This window comes from Pantoea osteomyelitidis (assembly GCF_044342975.1).
In the GTDB taxonomy this organism is placed as follows: Bacteria; Pseudomonadota; Gammaproteobacteria; order Enterobacterales; family Enterobacteriaceae; genus Pantoea; species Pantoea osteomyelitidis.
The window spans coordinates 1,533,589-1,555,780 of the sequence record NZ_JBGFSN010000004.1 but is presented as its reverse complement, the minus strand read 5'-3'; the positions used below and the strand labels follow the sequence as shown (position 1 = coordinate 1,555,780).

The window sequence follows — 22,192 nt, the reverse complement described above, 5'->3', positions numbered from 1 at the left end:
ATGTTAGCGGAGTTAGAGATTTTTGAGAAGAATTCTGCTCAAAAAAAAGCGAGACCGCCATTTTTGAGCAGAATTTTGCACAGGCGAGTTATTTATGGCGTGCGCGCAGGTTGTCGATAACCGCGCTCAGGTTGAGATCCTGATCCTGCAGCAGCACCAGCAGATGATACATCAGGTCAGAGGCTTCGTTGGTCAGCTCAAAGCGATCGTTCACCGTGGCGGCGAGTGCGGTTTCCACCCCTTCTTCACCCACTTTCTGCGCGATGCGCTTGGTGCCGCTGGCATAGAGTTTTGCGGTATAGGAGCTGGCCGGGTCGGCGCTTTTGCGTGACGCCAGCAGCTGCTCCAGCTGATAAAGAAAGGTCCAGTCTGCTGCTGCGGGCGAGAAGCAGCTCGACGTGCCGAGATGGCAGGTTGGCCCGATGGGGTTAGCCAGCACCAGCAGCGTGTCGTTATCGCAATCCGGCGTGATGCTCACCACATTCAGGAAGTGTCCGGAGGTTTCTCCCTTGGTCCACAGGCGATTTTTGGTGCGCGAGAAAAAGGTCACCTTGCCTTCGTTCAGGGTTTTTTGCAGGGCTGCCTGATTCATATAGCCGTGCATCAGCACTTCGCCCGAAACGCTGTGCTGGACGATGATCGGCATCATGCCGTCAGTTTTAACCCAGTCCAGGCGGGCCAGTTGTTCTTCAGTTAACACGGGCGAATCTCCACATCGTTCTCAATCAGAAAGCGCTTCAGCTCGCCGATATTAATAATTTGTTTATGAAACACCGAGGCGGCGAGGGCGCCGTCGACGTTGGCCTGCTCAAAGGCATCAAGGAAATGCTGCATCGTGCCCGCGCCGCCGGAGGCGATCAGCGGCACCTTGCACAGCTCGCGCACCTTCTTCAGCTGAACCAGATCGTAGCCGTTGCGCACGCCATCCTGGTTCATCATGTTCAGCACGATTTCTCCGGCGCCGCGCTTTTGCACTTCCTGCACCCACTGCTGGGTTTCCCACTGCGTCACCCGGGTGCGCGCTTCGTCGCCGGTGTACTGGTTAACATGGTATTTACCGCTCGCCTCGTCGAACCAGGTATCAATACCCACCACGATGCACTGCACGCCAAAACGGTCGGCAAGACGGTTAATCAGCTCAGGATCCGCCAGCGCAGGGGAGTTAATGGAGATCTTATCGGCGCCAAATTGCAGAATGCGCGCGGCATCCTCTTCGCTTTTAATTCCGCCCGCCACGCAGAAGGGGATATCAATCACTTCCGCCACGCGCGATACCCAGCTTTTGTCCACCACGCGGCCATCGGAGGAGGCGGTGATATCGTAAAACACCAGCTCGTCGGCGCCTTCCTGCGCATAGCGCTGGGCCAGCGGCACAATATCGCCAATGATCTCATGATTGCGGAACTGAACGCCTTTCACTACCTGCCCGTCACGTACGTCGAGACAGGGAATTATCCGTTTTGCCAGCATGCGATTGCCTCCGAAACCGTGAATTTTTCTTCCAGCAGGGCGCGACCGACGATCACGCCCTGCGCGCCGCTGCCGCGCAGGGCCGCGATATCCGCCAGCGAACCGATGCCGCCGGAAGACTGAAAGGCGATGGTGGGATAACGCGCCGACACTTCCTGATAAAGCGTCACGTTCGAGCCGCTCAGGGTGCCGTCGCGTGAGATATCGGTGCAGAGCACATGCTTCAGGCCGAACGGCTGATACTGTTCAATCACCTCTTCCAGCGTCACGCCAGCCGCTTCCTGCCAGCCGCTGATCGCCACCTCTTTGCGGTTGTCGGCATCAATGCGCACATCCAGCGCCAGCACAATGGCGTCCGGACCAAACTCGGTAAACCAGGCCTGCACCGCTTCGGGCTGCTTCACCGCCGTGGAGCCGACCACCACACGCGCCGCGCCCGCTTCCAGCAGCGCAGCCACGTCGTCGCGGCTGCGGATGCCGCCGCCTACCTGAACCGGAACCTTTACCCCATCCAGCAGGGTTTTCAGCAGCGGGATCTGGCGTTTCGCCGGATCTTTCGCGCCGGTAAGATCCACCAGATGCAGCACCTGCGCCCCCTGACGCTCATACTCCTGCAGACGCGGCAGCGGGTCGCTGCCATAATCGCGTTGCTGCGCATAATCGCCCTGATGCAGACGCACCACTTTGCCTTCAATTAAATCTAAAGCCGGAATAATCATCACATCTCCAGGAAATTTTTCAGCAGCTGCGCGCCCGCTTTGCCGGAGCGTTCCGGGTGGAACTGCACGCCGAAGAAGTTATCTTTCTGCACCGCGGCGGTGAAGGGGAGACCGTAATGGCACTGGGCGATAGTATTGGCATTTACCGGCATCGCATAGCTGTGGACGAAGTAGAAGTAGCTGCCCTCATCGATGCCGCGAAACAGATGATTACCCGCCTGCGGCACGATCTGGTTCCAGCCCATATGCGGCAGCGGCAGGCCCTGGGTATCCATCAGAGTAGCCGGTGCGTCGATGATGCCGAGGCCAGGCACGCCGCCGCTCTCGTCGCTGCTGCGGCCCAGCAGCTGCATTCCTAAGCAAATGCCCAGCACCGGCTGGGTGCAGGCTTTGATCAGATCAACCAAATCGCGCTCGCGCAGCTGATCCATCGCCGCCTGCGCAGTGCCGACGCCGGGCAAAAAAAGTTTGTCGGCACGCAGCACCAGGTCAGGGTCGCGGCTCACTTCCGGCACATAGCCGAGGCGCTCAACCGCCCATCTCACTGAAGAGAGGTTGGCGCAGCCGGTATCAAGAATCACCACCTTCATTTACAGCACTCCTTTCGAGCTCGGCAGAGTATTGCCCTCAACGCGGATTGCCTGGCGCAGCGTGCGGCCAAAGGCTTTAAACAGGCTTTCCACGCGGTGATGGTCATTCTTGCCTTTGGTTTTCAGGTGCAGCGTGCTGGCCATGGTGTAAGAGAGCGAACGGAAAAAGTGTTCTACCATCTCGGTGCTGAGATCGCCGACGCGCTGATAGTTAAACTCCGCTTTAAATTCCAGGTGCGGACGGCCGGAGATATCCAGCGCGCAGCGCGCCAGGCACTCATCCATCGGCAGCACAAAACCGAAACGGCCGATGCCGCGCTTGTCGCCCAGCGCCTTCAGCAAGGCTTCGCCCAGCGCCAGGCCGGTATCTTCCACGGTGTGGTGATCGTCAATATAGAGATCGCCTTTCACCTCGATGTTCATGCGGAAGCCGCCGTGCGTGGCGATCTGATCCAGCATATGGTCGAAGAAGCCGACGCCGGTATTGAATTTGCTGCCGCCTTCGCGATCCAGCCACACTTCAACCTGAATCTGCGTCTCTTTGGTGTTGCGGTTGACGATGGCGTGGCGGTCGCGTTGCGTCAGGCGCTGCCGGATGGTGTTCCAGTCCGCGCCATCCGCGCTATAGCGGATCCCCTCAATGCCCATATTATGCGCCAGCTCGATATCGGTCTGGCGATCGCCAATCACATAGCTGTGTGCGGTGTCGATAGCGCCTTCCGCCAGCCAGGCTTCCACCATTTTGGTTTTCGGCTTGCGGCAGTCGCAGTTGTCATCCGGCATATGCGGGCAGATCAGCACGTCGTCGAAGCGGATACCCTGCGAGGTGAGGATCTGCATCATCAGGTTATGCGGGCCGTCAAAGTCCGCCTGCGGGAAGCGGTGGGTGCCCAGGCCATCCTGATTGGTGATCATCACCAGCGTATAGCCCGCCTCCTGCAGGGCGAGCAGCGCCGGGATCACGTTCGGCTCAAAGGCGAGTTTGTCCATGCGATCCACCTGAAAATCCTGCGGTGGCTCGGAAATAATAGTACCGTCACGGTCGATAAAAAGCGTCTTCTGGCTCATGCTTGCTCCACAGGTAAGGCTTGCAGCGCGGCGATCAGCCGCTCGCATTCGTCACGGGTGCCGATGGAGATGCGCAGGCACCCCGCCAGGCCCCGGTTTTTGTTTTGGTCACGCAGGATAATGCCTTGATCCCACAGCGTTTTAAATACCTTTGGCGACTCGGTAAAACGCGCCAGAATATAGTTGGTTTCGCTAGGGAACACCCGCTCCACACAGGCAATCTGCTGAAGCTGCGCGGTGAGCCAGTCGCGGTTGGCGTTCAGCTCCGCGACGTGCCGACGCATCAGCGCAATTCCTTCTTCACTGAGCGCCTGTCCCGCCACGTCGGCCACCGGGGTCGCCAGCGGGTAGGGGGCGATTACCTTCATCAGCAGGTCGATTACCGGCTTGTTGGCAAGGGTAAAGCCGCAACGCAGGCCAGCCAGCGCAAAAGCTTTTGACAGCGTGCGCAGCACCACCAGATGCGGATACGCCTGCAGCCAGCCCGCCAGCGTTGCCTCAGGGCAGAATTCAATATAGGCCTCGTCCGCCACCACCAGCGCTTTACCGGCGGTCATCTCCAGCAGGGCACGGATATCTTCCCGGCTGATCAGGTTGCCGGTGGGATTGTTCGGGCTGCACATATAGACCAGCTTTACGCCGTCCAGCTGGTCAGCAATGGCGGGCAGATTGAGCTGCCAGTCCGGCAGCGCTTCCACGGTGCGGTACTCAATGCCGATGGTTTCGGCGCTGACGCTGTACATGCCGTAGGTCGGCGGACAGAAAAGAATGGCATCTTTGCCCGGCTCGCAGAAGGCGCGCATCAGCAGCTCGATCCCTTCATCCGCGCCGCGACACACCAGCACCTGCTCCGGCGTCAGGCCCGCATAGGCCGCGTAGCGATCGATCACCACTTTCGGCTGACACTCCGGGTAGCGGTTCAGCGTCTGCTGTGAGAGTTCAAAGGGTACCGGCAGCGGATATTCGTTGGCGTTCAGCCAGACATCGCCATTACCGCCCAGACGGCGCGCCGACAGATAAGGGGTTAACGCACGCACGTTGGCGCGCGCCAGATCTTCAATATTCACGCTCATGCTTGCTCCTTCAGGGCGGCGACGCGCAGGGTCACGGCATTTTTATGGGCTTCCAGCTGCTCGGCGGCAGCCAGAGTTTCGATGGTGGCGGCCAGATTGAGGAAGCCCTGCGGCGTCAGCTCCTGCACCGTCATGCGCTTCTGGAAATCGGCCAGCCCAAGGCTGGAACAGGTAGCGGTATAGCCGTAGGTCGGCAACACATGGTTGGTACCAGAAGCATAATCGCCCGCCGACTCCGGCGACCAGTCGCCGAGAAAAACCGATCCGGCGCTGGTAATGGCCTCAACCAGCTGGCGCGGCTGGCGCGTCTGAATAATCAGATGCTCCGGGCCGTACTGGTTGGAGATGGCCACGCACTGCGCCAGATCCGCAGCCACGATCAGGCGGCTGCTCTCCAGCGCCTGGCGCGCGGTGGCGGCGCGCGGTAGCTGGCTGAGCTGTTGTTCAACCTGTGCTGCAACGTCCTCGGCTAACTGACGCGACGGGGTCAGCAGAATCACCTGCGAATCGGGACCGTGCTCCGCCTGGGAGAGCAGATCGGAGGCGACAAACGCGGGCGTGGCGCCTTCATCCGCGATCACCAGCACTTCCGACGGGCCGGCAGGCATGTCGATCGCCGCGCCGTCCAGACGCTGACTCACCTGACGTTTGGCTTCGGTAACGTACGCATTGCCGGGGCCGAAAATTTTATCCACTTTCGGCACCGATTCGGTACCAAAGGCGAGGGCGGCAATCGCCTGCGCGCCGCCGACCTGGAACACCTCTTTCACGCCGCACAACTGCGCCGCGTAAAGAATCTCATCGGCGACAGGCGGCGGCGAGCAGAGCACCACGCGGCCACAGCCGGCGATGCGCGCTGGCGTCGCCAGCATTAATACCGTGGAGAAGAGCGGCGCCGAGCCGCCGGGAATGTAGAGGCCCACCGACTGCACCGGACGGGTGATCTGCTGGCAGCGCACGCCGGGTTGGGTTTCAATATCCACCGTCGCCAGCTGCTGTGCGTTGTGGAAGGTTTCGATATTGGCGACGGCGACCGCCATCGCTTGCTTCAGGGTAGTGCTCAGACGCTCGCTGGCGGCGGCGATCTGCGCGTCGCTGACGCGCACGGCGTCAACCTGAGTTTTATCAAAACGGGCGCTGAACTCACGCAGCGCGGCGTCGCCCTGTTTTTTCACTTTATCCAGCACTTCACCTACCGTCTGGCTGATAGCGTCAGAGGCGGAAATCGCCGGGCGAGTCAGCAGCGCCTGTTGTTCTTCGCGGCTGCATCGCTGCCACTCAATCACGGTATTAAATGCGCTCATCGTGTTACTCCATCATCTTCTCAATCGGCAGAACGAGGATAGAGCTGGCGCCCAACGCCTTCAGCTTCTCCATGGTTTCCCAGAACAGGGTTTCGCTGCTCACCATGTGCATGGCAACGCGGCTTTTGTCGCCCGCCAGCGGCAGCACGGTAGGGCGCTCCGCACCGGGCAGCAGGCCGATCACCTCTTCCAGACGATCGCTTGGCGCGTGCAGCATGATGTATTTCGATTCACGCGCTTTGATTACGCCCTGAATACGCGTCATCAGCTTGTCGATCAGCTCCTGCTTGGCGCCTGACATTTCGCCGTCGCGCTGGATCAGCACCGCTTTGGAGCGATAAATCACTTCCACTTCGCGCAGACCGTTCGCTTCCAGCGTCGCGCCGGTGGAGACCAGATCGCAAATCGCATCCGCCAGACCCGCGCGCGGCGCGACTTCCACCGAACCATTCAGCAGGCAGGATTTAAAGGCGACGCCCTGTTTATCAAGGTATTGTTTCAGCAGGTGAGGGTAGGAGGTGGCGATACGCGCCTTGTTCAGACACTGCGGGCCGCTATATTCATCATCCACCGGCATCGCCAGCGACAGGCGGCAGCCGCCAAAATCGAGACGGCGCAGGGTGAAATAGCGCGGGTCTTCGCCCTGAGCGCGACGGTCGAGCAGCTCTTCCTCCAGCACGTTTTCACCGATGATGCCCAGATCCACCACGCCATCCATCACCAGGCCGGGAATGTCGTCATCACGCACGCGCAGAATGTCGATAGGCATGTTCTCCGCAAACGCAATCAATCGCTGCTGCTGTAGGTTGATTTTAATGCCGCAGCGGGCCAGCAATTCGCGTGAATCATCGCTTAAACGGCCAGATTTCTGCATAGCTATGCGTAAGCGGGTGTTGTCTAACATAGTTCCTGTCCTCTTATCCAATCCTGTCTGCGGTACGTCAGTCCAAAAAAAAGCCCCCGGAAGATGATCTTCCGGGGGCTCTCTTTGCGTTCGCACCACTGGAAGATCTGAATGTCTCCCAGCACACATCGCCTGAAAGACTAGTCAGGATGATGGTGATGATGGTGGTTGAACTGAACGCGTGTCATAAAAATTCCGTATGAATGAGTATTCATTTGTGTGCTGATTAACCTAGCGAAGATATGTGCTATTGGCAACCTTTTTTTAACTTCCCGCCGGAATTTACCAAAAGCGTTTTGCAGTGGCCTCTCTTCGTGACGCGCACTAAGATGGAGAATGTCTTTCAGCAGCATGGCAAGGAGTCGGTATGAAAAAAGTGGCGATTACAGGACTGGGATGGCTGGGCATGCCGTTGGCGATGGCGTTGACGGCGCGCGGCTGGCAGGTTACGGGCAGCAAAACCACGCCGGATGGCGTGGAGGCAGCGCGCCGCTGCGGTATCGAAGCCTTTCAGCTGGAGCTGACGCCGGAAATGGAAATTGAGGCGGACAATCTGGCGCCGCTGTTGACGGTGGATGCGCTGGTGATCACCTTACCGGCCAGCCGTACCGCTGAAGGCGGCGAACGCTACATGCAGGCGGTGCAGAACATCGTTGATAGCGCGCTGGTTTATAAAATCCCGCGCATCATTTTTACCAGTTCGACCTCCGTATACGGCAACGCGAGCGGCGTGATGAAAGAGAACAGCCCGCTACAGCCGGAAACCGTGGCGGGCAAAACGCTGGTGGAGCTGGAGAGCTGGCTGCACGATCTGCCGGGCACCAGCGTGGATATCCTGCGTCTGGCCGGGCTGGTGGGGCCGAATCGTCATCCGGGCCGTTTCCTCGCCGGGAAAACCGACGTCGCGGACGGCGCGCACGGCGTGAATCTGGTGCATCTGGACGATGTGGTGGAAGCGATTATGCTGCTGCTGCAAACGCCGAAGGGAGGGCACCTTTACAACCTCTGCGCGCCAAAACATCCGCCGCGCGACCTGTTTTATCCCTGCGTCACGCGCCAGCTCGGCCTGACGCCGCCGCAGTTTCTGCCCACCGACGGAAAAGACAGCGGCAAAATTATTGATGGCAACCGGATTTGCAACGAGCTGGGGTTTGAGTACAGCTATGCGGACCCGATTAAGATGCCGCTGAATTAAAGATGAGGCTTGTTATCCCGGCCCTGATTAACCGGCCGGGATAACAGGGGCGCGTTACAGCTCTTCGCTGTACTGCGGCACCGGATTACGGAAGCTGCGCGTCACAAACGCCAGGTAAATAATGCCAATCGCCGCCCAGATCAGACCCAGGGTCATGGAACTCACTTCCAGATTCACCCACAGCGCGCCGACCGTCAAGGCACCCAGCAGCGGCAGCAGCAGGAAGTGCACGTTATCCATCAGCGTTTTGTTGCGCTTCTCACGGATCCAGAACTGCGCAATCACCGACAGGTTCACGAAGGTAAAGGCAACCAGCGCACCGAAGTTAATCAGCGCCGTGGCGGTAACCAGATCGAAGTTGATCGCCAGCAGCGCAATGGCGCCGACCAGCAGCACGTTCAGTGACGGCGTGCGCCATTTCGGGTGGATATAGCCAAAGAAACGCTCCGGGAACACCCCGTCACGGCCCATCACATACATCAGACGCGATACGCCAGCGTGCGCCGCCATTCCCGATGCCAGAACCGTTACCACCGAGAAGATCAAGATACCGACCTGCAATACCTTGCCCGCGACGAACAGCATGATTTCCGGCTGCGACGAGTCCGGATTCTGGAAACGCGAAATATCCGGGAAATAGAGCTGCAGGAAGTAGGAGACCACGATGAAAATCAGGCCGCCAATCAATGCGGTGAGGAAAATCGCGCGCGGGATGGTGCGCTCTGCATCTTTGGTCTCTTCCGACAATGAGCTGATACCGTCAAAGCCGAGGAACGAGAAGCAGAGGATGGTGGCGCCTGTAATCATCGGCACCACATGCGCATCCGCCGACCAGAACGGACGCGAGCTGGTCAGCGTACCGGCGCCGGTACCGTGCGCCACACCGTAGATCACCATGCCGGTAATGCCGATCATCACCAGCACCTGAAGCACAACAATCACGCTGTTAAAGTTAGCGACGGTTTTAATGCCTCTCAGGTTAGAGAGCGTCATAAAGCCGACCAGCAGCACCACGAAAATCCATGACGGAATACCGGGCACCAGTGATTCAAAATAGCTTTTCGCCAGCAGGATGTTGATCATCGGCATGAACAGGTAGTCCAGCAGCGATGACCAGCCCACCATAAAGCCGACGTGCGGGCTGATCGCTTTCTGAGCGTAGGTGTAGGCCGATCCCGCAGAGGGGAAGCGGCGCACCAGCTTACCGTAGCTCACGGCGGTAAACAGAATCGCAATCAGCGCAAAGGCATAAGCGGTAGCGACGTGACCGCTGGTTAACCCGGAGACAATGCCGAAGGTATCGAACAGGGTCATCGGCTGCATGTAAGCCAGACCAATCATCACCACCGGCATCAGGGTTAAGGTTTTTTTCAGATGAGCACGCTGCGGTGCGGGTGAGGCGTTATGCGACATGGTTTTGTCCCCCGATAGCGGCAGACATCACATGAGTGGGAGTAAGCTGATGAGTCCGGGCAGCCGGCGCGGCGCCATAATCATCTCGTAAGCGAGTACCAGCTTGCGCTGGCGCACGGGTAAACAGCCCCATTTGGTATCCTCAATCTCACGCAAGCAGCGTGTTTTCTGGTGTATATCTATCCGGAACGGTTCCCGGCCTCGGTAATCAATCAGTGTAAAGAACATGCAAAAAAATAACCGGCGCGATAAGCGTCGGTTATGGTCTGTTTTTGCAGGGCGCATATTCTGCCTTAACTCACAGGCGAAAAACAAGATGTTGAGACCACTCTTTTATGCTGAAACCGCAGAAGGCTTTTATCAGGCGTTTTTCAGCATCCAGTCAATCTCCGTCGCGGTAATTAAACGTTCAAACTGCATCAGCTCATAGTGCTTGCAACTGTGCCAGACGACGCCAAAGCGTTCGCCAAGCAGTTTTTGCAGGGCAGCGCTGTTTTCAAACTCACAAAGCGCGTCGCTCTGGCGAATCGGCAGCGGTATGCCTTCCGCCTCATGGCCGTTGCCCTGCACCGGTTGCGGCAGCGGCAGCTGATGGTCGAGACCATGCAACAGACCGGCAAGGATCGCCGAGACCACCAGATAGGGATTCGCATCCGCCCCCGCCACGCGATATTCAATGCGTCGGTTTTCCAGATCGCCGCAGGGAATGCGCAGCGCCACGGTGCGGTTATTGTGGCCCCAGGAGGCGAGCAGCGGCACAAAGGATTCCGGTAAAAAGCGTCGGTAGGCGTTAACGTTAGGGGCGAGCAGCGCCATGGAGGCGGGCATCAAATCGATCATCCCGGCCAGCGCGCGTTTCAACAGCGGCGAATCGCTGCCGTCGTCGCTGGCGAAGGCGTTACGGTCAGCGGCATCCAGCATGCTGATATGCACATGCATGCCGCTGCCCGCGTACTCTTCATAAGGTTTCGCCATAAAGGTGGCGGTCATGCCGTGGTTTTCAGCGACCTGGCGTATCAGCCGTTTCAGCTGCACCGCATCGTCGCAGGCCTTCAGCACGTCTCGCGTGTGATGCAAGTTGATTTCGAACTGGCCTGGCGAGGCTTCCGCCAGCGCTCCGTCGGCGGGAATGCCCTGCAACTTCGCCAGCGCATCGATATCACGCAGCACATCAGCAAAGTGATCAAGGTTGTCGACGGAGTAAACCTGGCTTTGCATATTACGATCGTCGCTGCCTGGCGCGCACGGTGGCTGGATATAGCCTTCCGCATCACGCTTTTTATCCACCAGATAGAACTCCAGCTCTACCGCTACCACCGGAAAGAGTCCGCGATTACGTAGCTGTTGCCACAGCTGGTTAAGCACATTCCGGGGTTCAACGTCAAAGGGAGTACCATCTTGGTTGCGCATGGTGAGGAGAACTTGCGCGATGCGATCGGGGTCGGAAGCGGAGGGAATGAGCGTGCCGGCTACCGGTACACAGAGATTGTCGGGTTCGCCGAGCGACTGTCCCAGCCCGGCCTCTTCTACGGTATTGCCCAGGATGTCCATGGCAAACACGGATGCCGGAAAATAACACCCTTTTTCCAGTCTGGCCAGGGCCGAGACGGGAATGCGTTTACCACGAAAAACGCCATTTAAATCATTAAGAAGAATATCTACATACTGCGTTTCAGGATGGCGTTCCAGCCAAGATTTTACCTCAAGCTGGAACGCGCTGGTTCGTTTCTCTTCACTGTGTCGCGTGAAGTCTTCCACTTCCACCAGGTTCGTCATAAACCCACCTGCCTTTTACCGTTTTGATGGTTTGCGCAATGCTCAAAATAACAGCCACTCTTCAAACATAGCTCTAACACAAAAAGTGTGCAAATGTAACAAATCTGTTTGAAGAACAGCCAGCCGATTGCTAGATTGTCAATATATTGCACACTTTTACGCCAAATGTGCCTTGCCGGTGAAAATATTTAACAGCGATGCAGGGGGAAGAATGGGCATTATATTTGACAAACCCTTGATTGGCGTAGTGATGTGCCAGATTGATAAAGGCGGTCATCCCACGCAGACGGTACATAACAAATATTTTGAGGCCGTTATCCTGGCGGGCGGCGTCCCGCTGGCATTACCCCAGGGTCTGGTTGCCTCGCCCGATCTGTTAGAACGCGCCATGGCGGTGCTGGATGGCGTGCTGCTCACCGGCAGTACCAGCAATATTGAACCCTGGCATTATGGCGAGGAAGGCAAAGAACCCCATGCCGATCCCGGCCGCGACCAGCTAGCGTTTGGCGTGTTGACCAAAGCGATCGGCAAAAAAATGCCGATTCTGGCGATTTGCCGCGGCCTGCAGGAGCTGGTGGTGATCAACGGCGGCTCGCTCTGGCGTCAGCTGGCTCTCCAGCCGGGATTTATCACCCATCATGAAGATGGCACTCAGCCGCTGGCGCAGCAGTATGCGCCTGCTCACGAAGTGTTTATCACGCCGGACGGTCTGCTCAGCCGCCTGCTGAACGGGGCTGAAAGTTTGTGGGTCAATTCGCTGCATCAGCAAGGGATCCGTGAGCCGGGCGCGCAGCTGAATATCGAGGCGCGTGCCGCCGACGGGCTGATCGAAGCGGTCAGCCTGCGTCGTCACCCCTTTGCCCTTGCCGTGCAGTGGCACCCGGAATGGCAGGCGGCAGAATCCGCGACGTCGCGCCAGTTGTTTGACGGTTTTATCCACGCCTCGCTTTGTTATCACAAGGAAAAGCAATCATGAACGACGCTACGCTGGCGCCCGGAAGGCGCCTGTCGCAGATTCGGCAAGAGCTGGGACTCTCTCAGCGCCGGGTCGCCGAGCTGTCAGGACTGACTCACAGCGCGATCAGCACTATTGAGCAGGATAAAGTAAGCCCGGCGGTGAGTACCCTGCAAAAACTGCTGAAGGTGTACGGGTTGTCGCTTTCAGAGTTTTTCTCCGAGCCGAAAAAGAATGAACTCCCGCGGGTGATCGTCAGGCCGGAGGAGTTAGTGGAGCTGGGCGGTCAGGGCGTGTCGCTGAAGCTGATCCATAACGGCCAGGCGCAGCGCACGCTGGCGATGCTGCTGGAGACCTACGAGCCGGGCGCCAGTACCGGCGAAAAACTGCGCCACGCCGGGGAAGAGACCGGTACGTTATTAGAAGGCGAGATCACGCTGGTGATCAACGGGCAGAGTTATCGCCTTAATGCCGGAGAAAGCTATGTGATCGATACGGGCCTGCCGCACAGCTTTACCAACACGTCTGCCCGGCCGTGTCGCATCGTTAGCGCCCATACCCCCGCGAATTTTTGAGCGGGTTATCAATGAGCATGCAGGAGGTTGAGATGAACCATGTGGAAAGTTATTACGCAGCATCAGCCAACCACCATGCTCCCTGGCCGCCCCTGCTGGGCACCGTACACTGTGATGTCTGCATCATTGGCGGCGGTTTTACCGGTCTTTCCGCCGCGCTGTTTCTTACCGAGGCGGGATATGACGTGGTAGTGTTGGAGGCGGCGCGCGTCGGCTTTGGCGCCAGCGGCCGCAACGGCGGTCAGGTGGTGAACTCTTACAGCCGTGATGTTGAGGTGATTCAGCAGCGCTACGGGAAAGAGACCGCCCATATGCTGGGCAGCATGATGTTTGAAGGCGCGGATATTATCCGCGATCGCATCGATCGCTACGCCATCGCCTGCGACTATCGTCCCGGCGGCATTTTCGCCGCGCTGAATGCGCGCCAGATGAACCATTTACGTCATCAGAAAAAGTGGTGGGAGCGTTACGGCAACCATGAGCTGGAGCTGTTGGATGAGCGCAGCATTCGCCGGGAAATCGCCACCGATCGCTACGTTGGCGGCCTGCTGGATCGGCGCGGCGGCCACCTGCATCCGCTTAATCTTGCGCTGGGCGAGGCGGAAGCGATTCGCCGCCATGGCGGGCGTATTTATGAAGCGTCGCCCGCGACGGCGGTGCATTACGGCGAGCCGAATCGGGTCAAAACGCCGCAGGGCGAAGTAGAGGCGAAGTATGTGATTTTTGCCGGAAACGCCTATCTGCCTTCCCAGCTGGAGCCGCGCCTGAGCCGCAAAAGCATGCCGTGCGGATCGCAAATTGTCACCACCGAGCCGTTAAGCCAGGATCAGGCGTTGTCGCTGCTGCCCAACAATCACTGCGTGGAAGATTGTAATTACCTGCTCGACTACTTTCGTCTCACCGCCGATAACCGCCTGCTGTTTGGCGGTGGCGTGGTCTATGGCGCGCGTGAGCCGGAAGACATTGAAGCGCTGATCCGTCCCAAGCTCAGAAAAACCTTTCCACAGTTAGGGGAGGTGAAGATAAGCCATCGCTGGAGCGGCAACTTTTTGCTGACCATGACGCGGATGCCGCAGTTTGGCCGACTGGAAAAGAATGTCTACTACATGCAGGGCTACAGCGGGCATGGCGTCACCTGCACCCACCTGGCAGGCAAGTTGATTGCCGAGGTGCTGCGCGGCGACGCGGAACGCTTTGACGCCTTCGCCAACCTGCCGCACCTGCAGTTTCCTGGCGGTCGGCGCTTTAAGGTGCCGTTAACCGCGATGGGCGCGGTGTGGTATGCGTTGAGGGATCGGCTGGGGGTGTAGGTGCGGTGATGCACAGGGGCGAACCACGCTGTAACACCGGCGCCTGCTTACCCCGCCAGCGCCAGCTCCCAGCTTCCGTCACTTAACGTCGCCTGCGCGGCGCTGCTCAGCAGCCTGTCGGTAACGATAATATCGAACGTACTGAGCGGCAGAGCGAGGAAGGTGGCAATTTTGTTGTATTTCGAACTGTCGCTTAACAGCACGCGTTTGCTGCTCACCTCGTTCACCGTTTGCTTCACGATGATCTTATCTTCATCGGGCGTGAAAATACCGCGCGGCCCCCAGCAGGAGGCGGAGATAAACGCGATATCGATCGCCAGCTGGCGCAGGGTGCGGGCCGCTGCATCGCCGACGCAGGAGCGGTTTTCACGGCATAACGTGCCGCCGGTATGGATCACGCGGCAGGCGCTGGCATCAATAAACAAATTAGTGATGACAAAATCATTCGTTACCACCAGCAGATCGTCGCGATCCACCAGTTCACGCGCCAGCGCCAGCGTGGTGGTCCCGGCGTCCAGATAGATGCAGCTGTTACGTGGAATATGCCGGGCTGCCAGCTGACCAATCGCCGCTTTTTCCGCGTTGTACATAGCGGTTTTTGCCAGATGCGATGGCTCAGCCGCCAGACGCTCCGCCGAACGCACCCCGCCGGAAACCGACAGCACCGCGCCTTGCTCTTCAAGCTTTTGCACATCGCGTCGGATGGTCATGTGTGAAACGCCCAGCCTCTCTGTCAGCTCCGCAATGCTCACCACGCCGCGTTCAGCGACCAGCGCCAGGATCTGTTGATGTCGTTCAACCGGAATCACATCGCCTCCTTGATGATTACCATTTTTTCACATTGTAAGGAAAGCCAAGGTTTTCGCTATTAAAAAATCACAAACCGCTGGCCTGTTTTGCCCCTGTCTCCTCTTTTTCGCCATCCATCATGGTTTTTTCACCACTGACCTGTGAAGTAATGTGAAGTAAAGGCGAAATGCATGTTAATAAATGTGATGCAAGGCACATTTCTTCCGCGCCTTTCCTGCCAGGATTAACACTAACAAACAAATAATCACTTAATTTAACAGCGGAGGCAGCCAATGCTTTCATCAGTACGCAACATTTGTGTTATCGGGCTGGGTTCAATGGGCATGGGCGCAGCGCAATCCTGTATTCGTGCCGGTTTAAATACCTGGGGCGTGGATCTGAATCCTGCCGCATTGGAAACCCTACGACAGGCGGGCGCGCGCGATGCGCAGAATTCGGCGCGCACCTTCGCTCAGGAGCTGGATGCCGTGCTGCTGCTGGTGGTCAACGCTGCGCAGGTCAAGGCGATTCTGTTTGGTGACAATGGTCTGGCGGCAATGCTGAAGCCAGGTACGGTGGTGATGGTTTCTTCAACCATTTCTGCCCAGGACGCGCAGCAAATTGAACAACAGCTGGCGCAGCATCAATTGCTGATGCTCGACGCGCCGGTATCCGGCGGCGCAGCCAGGGCGGCCAGCGGTGAAATGACGGTAATGGCGTCGGGCAGCGACGAGGTATTTACGCTGCTGCAGCCGGTGCTCGACGCGGTGGCGGCAAAAGTTTATCGCGTAGGCAGCGAAATCGGCCTCGGCTCAACGGTAAAAATTATTCATCAGCTGCTGGCGGGCGTGCATATCGCCGTTGGGGCAGAAGCGATGGCGCTGGCGGCGCGCGCCGGTATCCCGCTCGACACCATGTATGACGTGGTGACCAATGCCGCAGGCAATTCATGGATGTTTGAGAATCGCATGCGTCACGTGGTAGATGGCGATTATAGTGCGAAATCCGCCGTCGATATCTTCGTCAAAGATCTCAACCTGGTGGCGGAAACCGCCAAATCGTTGCATTTCCCGCTGCCGCTGGCCTCCACCGCGCTGAGTATGTTTACAGAGGCGAGCAATGCCGGATATGGCCGTGAAGATGACAGCGCGGTAATCAAAATCTTCAGCGGCATTACCCTGCCGCAGGCGCAGGAGAAAGCATAATGCGGTTAGGTGTTATCGCTGACGACTTTACCGGCGCCACGGACATCGCCAGTTTTCTGGTGCAGAACGGGCTTTCCACCATTCAGTTTAACGGCGTGCCGGAAAATATAGAGAACATCACCGCTCAGGCGATTGTGATTAGCCTGAAATCGCGCTCTTGCGCTGTCGAATCGGCGATTGCTCAGTCGCTGGAGGCGCTGCGCTGGCTGCAACAGCAGGGGTGCGATCGTTTCTATTTCAAATATTGCTCAACCTTCGACAGCACCGAACAGGGCAACATCGGCCCGGTCACGGATGCGCTGCTCGCTGCGCTTGGCGAGACGCAAACAGTGATTTCACCCGCGCTGCCGGTTAACGGCCGCACCGTCTATCAGGGCTATCTGTTCGTTAACGACCAGCTGTTGTCGGAATCGGGTATGCGCCACCATCCGGTCACGCCGATGACCGACAGCAACCTGTTGCGTCTGATGGAGCGTCAGGCCACAGGCAAAGCGGGTTTGATCCCGGCTGCTCTGCTGGATCAGGGTGCGAATGCGGTACGTGAACAGCTTGCCGCCCTGGCGGCTCAGGGCGTGAATTATGTGGTGCTGGATACGCTGCATGAAACACATCTGCTGACGCAGGGCGAAGCGCTACGCGACATGCGGCTGGTGACTGGCGGCTCAGGGCTGGCTATCGGTCTGGCGCGGCAATGGGCCAGCGCGCAGCCCGCCAGCATGCAGGCGGAACAGGCGGGGCGGCCGCAGGGCGAACGCGCCGTGGTGATCTCCGGCTCCTGCTCACAAATGACTAACCGTCAGGTAAACGCGTATCGCCAGCAGGCACCGGCGCGCGAAGTGGAGGTGCAGGCTTGCCTGGAGCAGGGCGCAGCCTATGCAGAGCAGCTCTGTGACTGGGTTGAAGCTAACAGTCAGCAGCCGCTGGCGCCGTTGCTGTATGCCACCGCCGACGCCCAACAGCTGCAGGTCATTCAACAGCGCCATGGCGCCGCTCGCAGCAGCGAGGCGGTTGAACAGCTGTTCGCGGCCGTAGCGCGCGAGCTCAAGGCGCGCGGCTGGCAACGCTTTATCGTTGCGGGTGGCGAAACCTCCGGCGTGGTGGCGCAAAGCCTCGGCGTAACCGGATTTCATATTGGTCCCACCATCTCTCCCGGCGTGCCCTGGGTGCGCGATATCCATCAGCCGCTGTCGCTGGCGCTGAAGTCGGGCAATTTTGGTGACGAACAGTTCTTTACTCGTGCTCAAATGGAGTTTCCGCTATGACTGAACAACAGGCACGTCAGGAGATGGTGCAGCTCGGCGCCTCTTTCTTTCAACGCGGCTACGCCACAGGTTCGGCGGGAAATCTCTCGATGCTGCTGGAGGATGGCAATTTACTCGCCACGCCTACCGGCTCCTGCCTGGGCGAACTGCAGGCCGATCGCCTGTCGAAGGTGACCTTGCAGGGCGACTGGATTGAGGGAGATAAACCCTCCAAAGAGATCGCCTTTCACCGCGCGCTTTATCTGAATAATCCGGCATGTAAAGCGGTGGTGCATCTGCACAGCCATTACCTGACGGCGCTCTCCTGCCTGCAGGGACTCGACACGCAAAACTGTATCCGCCCCTTTACCCCTTACGTGGTGATGCGCGTGGGCGACGTGCCGGTAGTGCCCTATTACCGTCCCGGCGACCTGCGCCTGGCGGAAGATCTTGCCGTGCTGGCCCCGCGCTATCGCGCTTTCCTGCTGGCGAATCACGGTTCGGTGGTGATGGGCAAGTCGCTGCGCGAAGCGGCGGACAATACCGAGGAGCTGGAAGAGACGGCACGTCTGATCTTTACCCTTGGCGATCGCGCGATTCGCTATCTCAGCGCTGATGAAGTCGCGGAATTAAGGAGCTGATCATGCCAAAGTTTGCAGCCAATTTGTCCACCCAGTTTAACGAAGTGCCTTTTACTGAACGCTTTGCCGCTGCGGCGCAGGCGGGTTTTCGCGCCGTGGAGTTTCTGTTTCCCTATGACTATCCGACGGAACAGCTGAAACAGCTGCTGGAAGAGAACCAGTTGCAGCTGGTGCTGTTTAACACTGCGCCCGGCAACGTGGCGGCAGGGGAGTGGGGCGTGTCGGCAATTCCGGGACGCGAAGCGGAAGCGCGCGCCGATATCGATCGCGCGCTGGACTATGCGCTGGCGCTCAACTGTCCGCAGGTGCATATCATGGCGGCCACGGTGCCGCCGGGCGCCGATCGCGAAGCTTACTGCGCCACTTTTATCAGTAACATGCGCTATGCCGCGGAGCGTTTCGCGCCGCACGGTATCAATCTGCTGATTGAAGCGCTCAACCCGGCAACCAAACCCAACTACCTCTATGCCAGCCAGTATCAGACGCTGGAGATGGTTGAGCGTATCGATCGCCCCGGTATCTTTACCCAGCTGGATCTGTTCCATGCCCAGCTGGTGGATGGCAACCTCAGCCGACTGATTCGGGATTACGCCGGACGTTATCGCCATATCCAGATCGCCTCAGCGCCGGAACGCCACGAGCCGGACGAAGGGGAGATCAACTATCCGTGGCTGTTCCGCCTGCTGGACGAAGTGGGCTACGACGGCTGGATCGGCTGCGAATATATCCCCCGCGGCAATACGCAGGATGGCCTGGGCTGGTTCACCCCTTACGCTGTGCAACGCTAAGTCAGCATGACCTCAGGTCACCGGCGCTTACCACGCCGGTGTTGGTCGCGCTGTAGCTGAAAAAAAAGATCACCCTGAACGGACTCTGTTAATTAATTGAAAAATATAATAATTAATCTCTGAGGTTCACCTATGTCCACCACTCTGTTATTAACCATCGCCCTGATCAGCGTGATCCTGTTGCTGCTATTGGTGATCAAAGCGAAAGTGCATCCCTTTGTCGCCCTGCTGGTGGCCAGCTTGTTTGTGGCAATCGCCACCGGCATTCCGGCCGAGAATATTATGAAAGTCATTCTCGGCGGTATGGGCGGGCTGCTCGGCAGCATTGCCGTGATTATCGTGCTGGGCGCCATGTTGGGCGCGATTATCGAAGCCTCCGGCGGCGCTGATGCGCTGGCTAACCGCTTTACCCATCTGCTAGGCCCGCAGCGCATGGTCGCCGCGCTGACCATCGCCGCTTTTATCCTTGGCCTGCCGGTATTTTTCGACGTCGGCTTTATTATCGTCGTCCCGCTCATCTATGGCTTTACCAAGGTACTGCGTGTTTCGCCGCTGAAGTTTGGTCTACCGATGGCGGGGATGATGCTGATGGTGCACGTCTCGGTGCCAACCCATCCCGGCCCTGCCGCCGCTGCCGGTCTGCTTAACGCGGATATCGGCTGGCTGATGATGTTAGGGATCCTGATTGCGGTGCCGGTTGGCGTGGTGGGCTATTTTGTCGCGAAGTCGCTCAACCGCAGAAAATATCATCTTTCCGTTGAGGTGCTGGAGCAGCTGCAGCTGACCAAAACGGTGGATGAGACGCAGTCGCAGGGCACGGAGAAAAATGTGCCTGGCGCTATGCTGGTGGCGGGATTGATTGCTCTGCCGATCGTATTAATCATGCTGGGTACGCTGGTACCGGCACATCTGACGCCGGGCAGCACGCTGCACAGCCTCATGCTGCTGGTGGGTTCACCGGGCATCGCGCTGTTGATTACGCTGGCGCTGGCGGGCTGGCTGCTTGGGCTGCGTCGTGGCTGGGCGAAAGAGAAGCTGGAAACCATTTCCAACGGTGCAATTGGCAATGCCGCCGGGGTAATTCTGGTTTCCGGCGCAGGTGGGGCTTTCGGTAAAGTGTTGGTGGAGTCGGGTGTCGGCAAAGCGCTGGCCGGCTCGTTGCAAACCATCCATCTGCCTTTGATCCCGGCAGCCTTTATTCTCTCGCTGGCGTTACGCGCCTCTCAGGGTTCGGCAACGGTGGCGATCGTCACCACCTGCGGCCTGCTGAGCACAGCCGTAAGCGGTCTGCACGATCTGCAACTGGTGCTGGTGGCGCTCTCCGCCTGTTTTGGCGCGCTGGGCCTGTCACACGTAAACGATTCGGGATTTTGGGTGGTTACACGCTATCTGGGTCTGTCGGTCGCGGACGGTCTGAAAACCTGGACGGTACTCACCACGCTGATGGGTCTGTGCGGATTTGCCTTCACCTGGCTGATCTGGGCCTTTGTCTGACGCCTCACGCTGAACCCCTCGTCATCCGACGAGGGGATTTTCTCAGGAAACCAGCTCGCGCGCGTAAGCATAAAGCGATTTCAGCTGGGCAATTTTCTCGTTATCGCCTTCATGCAGATTCGCCAGTGATTCCAGCTCCAGCAAAAAACTCTGCACGCGCTCGGGATTGAGCGCTTCGCGGCGATGCTGCAGCCAGCGCTGCTGTTCCGCATCGTCGAGCGTGCCGGGGAAGTTTCGCGCCCGGTAGCGGAACAGCAGCTTTTCGATGCGCTTATCCTCAAAAGTGAGACCGAGGGCGGGTAAATTGACCGGCGCGGTCTGGCGAATAATGTTCATCCCGGCGCGATCCGCATCGCTGAAGAAGCCGTTATAAAGCTGGGCATCCACATCCTCGGACGCCACGAAAGGTTCCGCTTCGGCAAACAGCGTCACCACTTTTTCCCGCACTTCCGGATGTTGGCGCAGCAGCGCGAGGTTAGCGAGGCAGCGCTGGCGATCGATACCAAGCCTCTCCGCATCTTCCGGGCGCAGCGTACTGGCCGGTGCCAGCACCGGACACTTGTTGATGTGCACCAGTTTGATCGGCACCGCAGCGAGATCGCCCAAGTCGCTGTGACGGGTATAGAGACGTTCGCGCAGGGTATCGGCATCCAGCTCCAGCAGCGGCGACATCTCACCGGCCAGGTCTGCCACAATCAAGGCGTTGCGGTTATCGGGATGCCAGGCCAGCGGCACAATCCAGCTGGTGTTGCCGCGCGCGTTGCCAAACATGCCGGAGACATGCACCATCGGCTTCATCTGAGGAATATCGATCAGCGTCATCAGCTTCTGCTTGTTGCGATGACTGTAGAGAAAATCGAACAGCTTCGGCTGCTTCTCTTTCACCAGCTTCGCTATCGCCAGGGTGGCGTACACATCCGACATGGCGTCATGCGCCTGCTCATGCGCCACGCCGTTGGCTTTCGTCAGATGCTCCAGCTTAAAGCTCGGGAAGCCGTCATCATTTTCCGGCCAGACGATACCCTCCGGGCGCAGGGCGTAGCAGGCGCGCATCACATCCAGCAGATCCCAGCGCGAATTGCCATTTTGCCAGCTCCAGCCGTAAGGATCGTAGAAGTTGCGATAGAGGATGTTGCGTGTGACTTCATCATCAAAACGGACATTGTTATAGCCCACCACACAGGTATTTGGCTCGGTAAACAGCGCGTGGATACGTTGCGCAAACTCTACTTCCGGCACGCCACGCGCCTGCGCGACTTGTGGTGTAATGCCGGTGATCATCACCGCTTCCGGCTGCGGCAGATAGTCATCGGCTGGTTTGCAGTAAAAGACCTGAGGTTCGCCGACGGGATTAAAATCGCTGTCGGTGCGCAGCCCGGCAAACTGCGCCGGACGGTCAAGCGACGGGCTTTTGCCGAAGGTTTCGTAGTCGTGAAAGAGGAAGGTAGGTTGTGCGCTGTCGTTTGCCAAAATTTTTATCCGTTCTATTGCTGTTCGCTAACGTTCTGTTGCGGGATGTCGATGCGCTTCGTTCAGAAACCAGAGTAGCCTTCTTTATATGGTAAACCATATTCAGGCTAGTCAGAAGGTCAGATGTAGAGGGTCTCAGCGCATGGCTCTCTGCAAAAGGTGCGACCGCCTTTCAGTACCAGTGAGTACTGGAAAGGGCATTGCGCCGATAT

23 protein-coding genes and 1 other annotated feature are annotated in these 22,192 nt (G+C 58.3%); of the genes, 9 read left to right on the top strand and 14 right to left on the bottom strand.

Annotated elements, in window-relative coordinates; all coding sequences use genetic code 11:
* Positions 1-88 precede the first annotated feature (88 nt).
* The 9 genes from hisIE to hisL all read right to left on the bottom strand — a co-directional run bounded on the left by hisIE (position 89) and on the right by hisL (position 7,316).
* Complete coding sequence (gene hisIE / locus ABU178_RS12460; protein WP_397215241.1) at positions 89-700, bottom strand: bifunctional phosphoribosyl-AMP cyclohydrolase/phosphoribosyl-ATP diphosphatase HisIE; 612 nt, start codon at positions 698-700, stop codon at positions 89-91.
* Positions 694-1,470: an imidazole glycerol phosphate synthase subunit HisF gene (hisF, locus tag ABU178_RS12455; RefSeq protein WP_397215240.1), complete on the bottom strand. Its 777-nt coding sequence runs from the start codon at positions 1,468-1,470 to the stop codon at positions 694-696. The genes hisIE and hisF overlap by 7 nt, the downstream gene beginning before the upstream one ends.
* The gene (gene hisA / locus ABU178_RS12450; protein ID WP_397215238.1) at positions 1,452-2,189 is read right to left on the bottom strand and encodes a 1-(5-phosphoribosyl)-5-[(5-phosphoribosylamino)methylideneamino]imidazole-4-carboxamide isomerase; all 738 of its coding nucleotides are present in this window, start codon (positions 2,187-2,189) and stop codon (positions 1,452-1,454) included. The genes hisF and hisA overlap by 19 nt, the downstream gene beginning before the upstream one ends.
* Positions 2,189-2,779 carry an imidazole glycerol phosphate synthase subunit HisH gene (gene hisH / locus ABU178_RS12445; protein WP_397215236.1) on the bottom strand — a complete coding sequence of 197 codons (591 nt, stop codon included), beginning with the start codon at positions 2,777-2,779 and terminating at the stop codon, positions 2,189-2,191. The genes hisA and hisH overlap by 1 nt, the downstream gene beginning before the upstream one ends.
* Positions 2,780-3,847 carry a bifunctional histidinol-phosphatase/imidazoleglycerol-phosphate dehydratase HisB gene (hisB, locus tag ABU178_RS12440; RefSeq protein ID WP_397215234.1) on the bottom strand — a complete coding sequence of 356 codons (1,068 nt, stop codon included), beginning with the start codon at positions 3,845-3,847 and terminating at the stop codon, positions 2,780-2,782. It lies immediately after the preceding gene.
* Complete coding sequence (hisC, locus tag ABU178_RS12435) at positions 3,844-4,920, bottom strand: histidinol-phosphate transaminase (protein WP_397215232.1); 1,077 nt, start codon at positions 4,918-4,920, stop codon at positions 3,844-3,846. The genes hisB and hisC overlap by 4 nt, the downstream gene beginning before the upstream one ends.
* Positions 4,917-6,224 carry a histidinol dehydrogenase gene (gene hisD, locus ABU178_RS12430; RefSeq protein ID WP_397215230.1) on the bottom strand — a complete coding sequence of 436 codons (1,308 nt, stop codon included), beginning with the start codon at positions 6,222-6,224 and terminating at the stop codon, positions 4,917-4,919. Before hisD ends, hisC begins: the two co-directional genes overlap by 4 nt.
* A 4-nt stretch (positions 6,225-6,228) precedes the next feature.
* Positions 6,229-7,128: an ATP phosphoribosyltransferase gene (gene hisG, locus ABU178_RS12425; protein WP_397215228.1), complete on the bottom strand. Its 900-nt coding sequence runs from the start codon at positions 7,126-7,128 to the stop codon at positions 6,229-6,231.
* A 44-nt stretch (positions 7,129-7,172) separates the two neighbouring features.
* Positions 7,173-7,293 (bottom strand) — a sequence feature (His leader region).
* The gene (gene hisL, locus ABU178_RS12420) at positions 7,269-7,316 is read right to left on the bottom strand and encodes a his operon leader peptide (protein WP_100396937.1); all 48 of its coding nucleotides are present in this window, start codon (positions 7,314-7,316) and stop codon (positions 7,269-7,271) included. It overlaps the preceding feature by 25 nt.
* Positions 7,317-7,495: 179 nt before the next feature.
* Here hisL and ABU178_RS12415 point away from each other — a divergent pair, with 179 nt between their 5' ends.
* Positions 7,496-8,323, top strand: a complete 828-nt coding sequence (locus tag ABU178_RS12415) for an SDR family oxidoreductase (protein WP_397215226.1) — start codon at positions 7,496-7,498, stop codon at positions 8,321-8,323.
* Between the two features lie 54 nt (positions 8,324-8,377).
* Here ABU178_RS12415 and ABU178_RS12410 read toward each other — a convergent pair whose 3' ends face one another.
* Both ABU178_RS12410 and ABU178_RS12405 read right to left on the bottom strand, forming a co-directional pair.
* Complete coding sequence (locus ABU178_RS12410) at positions 8,378-9,736, bottom strand: APC family permease (protein WP_397215224.1); 1,359 nt, start codon at positions 9,734-9,736, stop codon at positions 8,378-8,380.
* 360 nt (positions 9,737-10,096) lie between these two features.
* Positions 10,097-11,512 (bottom strand): glutamine synthetase family protein, encoded by a 1,416-nt coding sequence (locus tag ABU178_RS12405; protein WP_397215223.1) that lies wholly within the window; start codon positions 11,510-11,512, stop codon positions 10,097-10,099.
* A 211-nt stretch (positions 11,513-11,723) separates the two neighbouring features.
* On the opposite strand from ABU178_RS12405, the gene puuD reads away from it, so the two are divergent.
* The 3 genes from puuD to ABU178_RS12390 are packed head-to-tail and all read left to right on the top strand — an operon-like array spanning position 11,724 to position 14,352.
* Positions 11,724-12,488, top strand: a complete 765-nt coding sequence (gene puuD / locus ABU178_RS12400) for a gamma-glutamyl-gamma-aminobutyrate hydrolase (RefSeq protein ID WP_397215221.1) — start codon at positions 11,724-11,726, stop codon at positions 12,486-12,488.
* Positions 12,485-13,042 (top strand): HTH-type transcriptional regulator PuuR, encoded by a 558-nt coding sequence (puuR, locus tag ABU178_RS12395; protein ID WP_397215219.1) that lies wholly within the window; start codon positions 12,485-12,487, stop codon positions 13,040-13,042. Before puuD ends, puuR begins: the two co-directional genes overlap by 4 nt.
* Positions 13,043-13,074: 32 nt before the next feature.
* Positions 13,075-14,352 carry an NAD(P)/FAD-dependent oxidoreductase gene (locus ABU178_RS12390; RefSeq protein WP_397215217.1) on the top strand — a complete coding sequence of 426 codons (1,278 nt, stop codon included), beginning with the start codon at positions 13,075-13,077 and terminating at the stop codon, positions 14,350-14,352.
* Positions 14,353-14,399: 47 nt separating this feature from the next.
* Here the strand turns inward: ABU178_RS12390 and ygbI are convergent, their stop codons facing one another.
* Entirely contained in the window at positions 14,400-15,161 is a 762-nt protein-coding gene (gene ygbI, locus ABU178_RS12385) for a DNA-binding transcriptional repressor YgbI (protein ID WP_397215215.1), read from the bottom strand.
* A gap of 67 nt (positions 15,162-15,228) precedes the next feature.
* Positions 15,229-15,444: a hypothetical protein gene (locus tag ABU178_RS12380; RefSeq protein WP_397215213.1), complete on the bottom strand. Its 216-nt coding sequence runs from the start codon at positions 15,442-15,444 to the stop codon at positions 15,229-15,231.
* Between ABU178_RS12380 and ltnD the strand changes: the two genes are divergently transcribed.
* The 5 genes from ltnD (at position 15,435) to ABU178_RS12355 (ending at position 20,510) form a co-directional block, all read left to right on the top strand.
* Positions 15,435-16,346, top strand: a complete 912-nt coding sequence (ltnD, locus tag ABU178_RS12375) for an L-threonate dehydrogenase (protein WP_397215211.1) — start codon at positions 15,435-15,437, stop codon at positions 16,344-16,346. The genes ABU178_RS12380 and ltnD overlap by 10 nt on opposite strands.
* Entirely contained in the window at positions 16,346-17,608 is a 1,263-nt protein-coding gene (otnK, locus tag ABU178_RS12370; protein ID WP_397215209.1) for a 3-oxo-tetronate kinase, read from the top strand. Before ltnD ends, otnK begins: the two co-directional genes overlap by 1 nt.
* The gene (gene otnC / locus ABU178_RS12365; RefSeq protein ID WP_397215207.1) at positions 17,605-18,228 is read left to right on the top strand and encodes a 3-oxo-tetronate 4-phosphate decarboxylase; all 624 of its coding nucleotides are present in this window, start codon (positions 17,605-17,607) and stop codon (positions 18,226-18,228) included. Before otnK ends, otnC begins: the two co-directional genes overlap by 4 nt.
* Before the next feature lie 2 nt (positions 18,229-18,230).
* Positions 18,231-19,016: an HPr family phosphocarrier protein gene (locus tag ABU178_RS12360; protein ID WP_397215205.1), complete on the top strand. Its 786-nt coding sequence runs from the start codon at positions 18,231-18,233 to the stop codon at positions 19,014-19,016.
* Between the two features lie 132 nt (positions 19,017-19,148).
* Entirely contained in the window at positions 19,149-20,510 is a 1,362-nt protein-coding gene (locus tag ABU178_RS12355; protein WP_397215203.1) for a GntP family transporter, read from the top strand.
* A 42-nt stretch (positions 20,511-20,552) separates the two neighbouring features.
* On the opposite strand, the gene sbcB is transcribed toward ABU178_RS12355, so the two are convergent.
* Complete coding sequence (sbcB, locus tag ABU178_RS12350) at positions 20,553-21,980, bottom strand: exodeoxyribonuclease I (RefSeq protein ID WP_397215200.1); 1,428 nt, start codon at positions 21,978-21,980, stop codon at positions 20,553-20,555.
* Positions 21,981-22,192 lie beyond the last annotated feature (212 nt).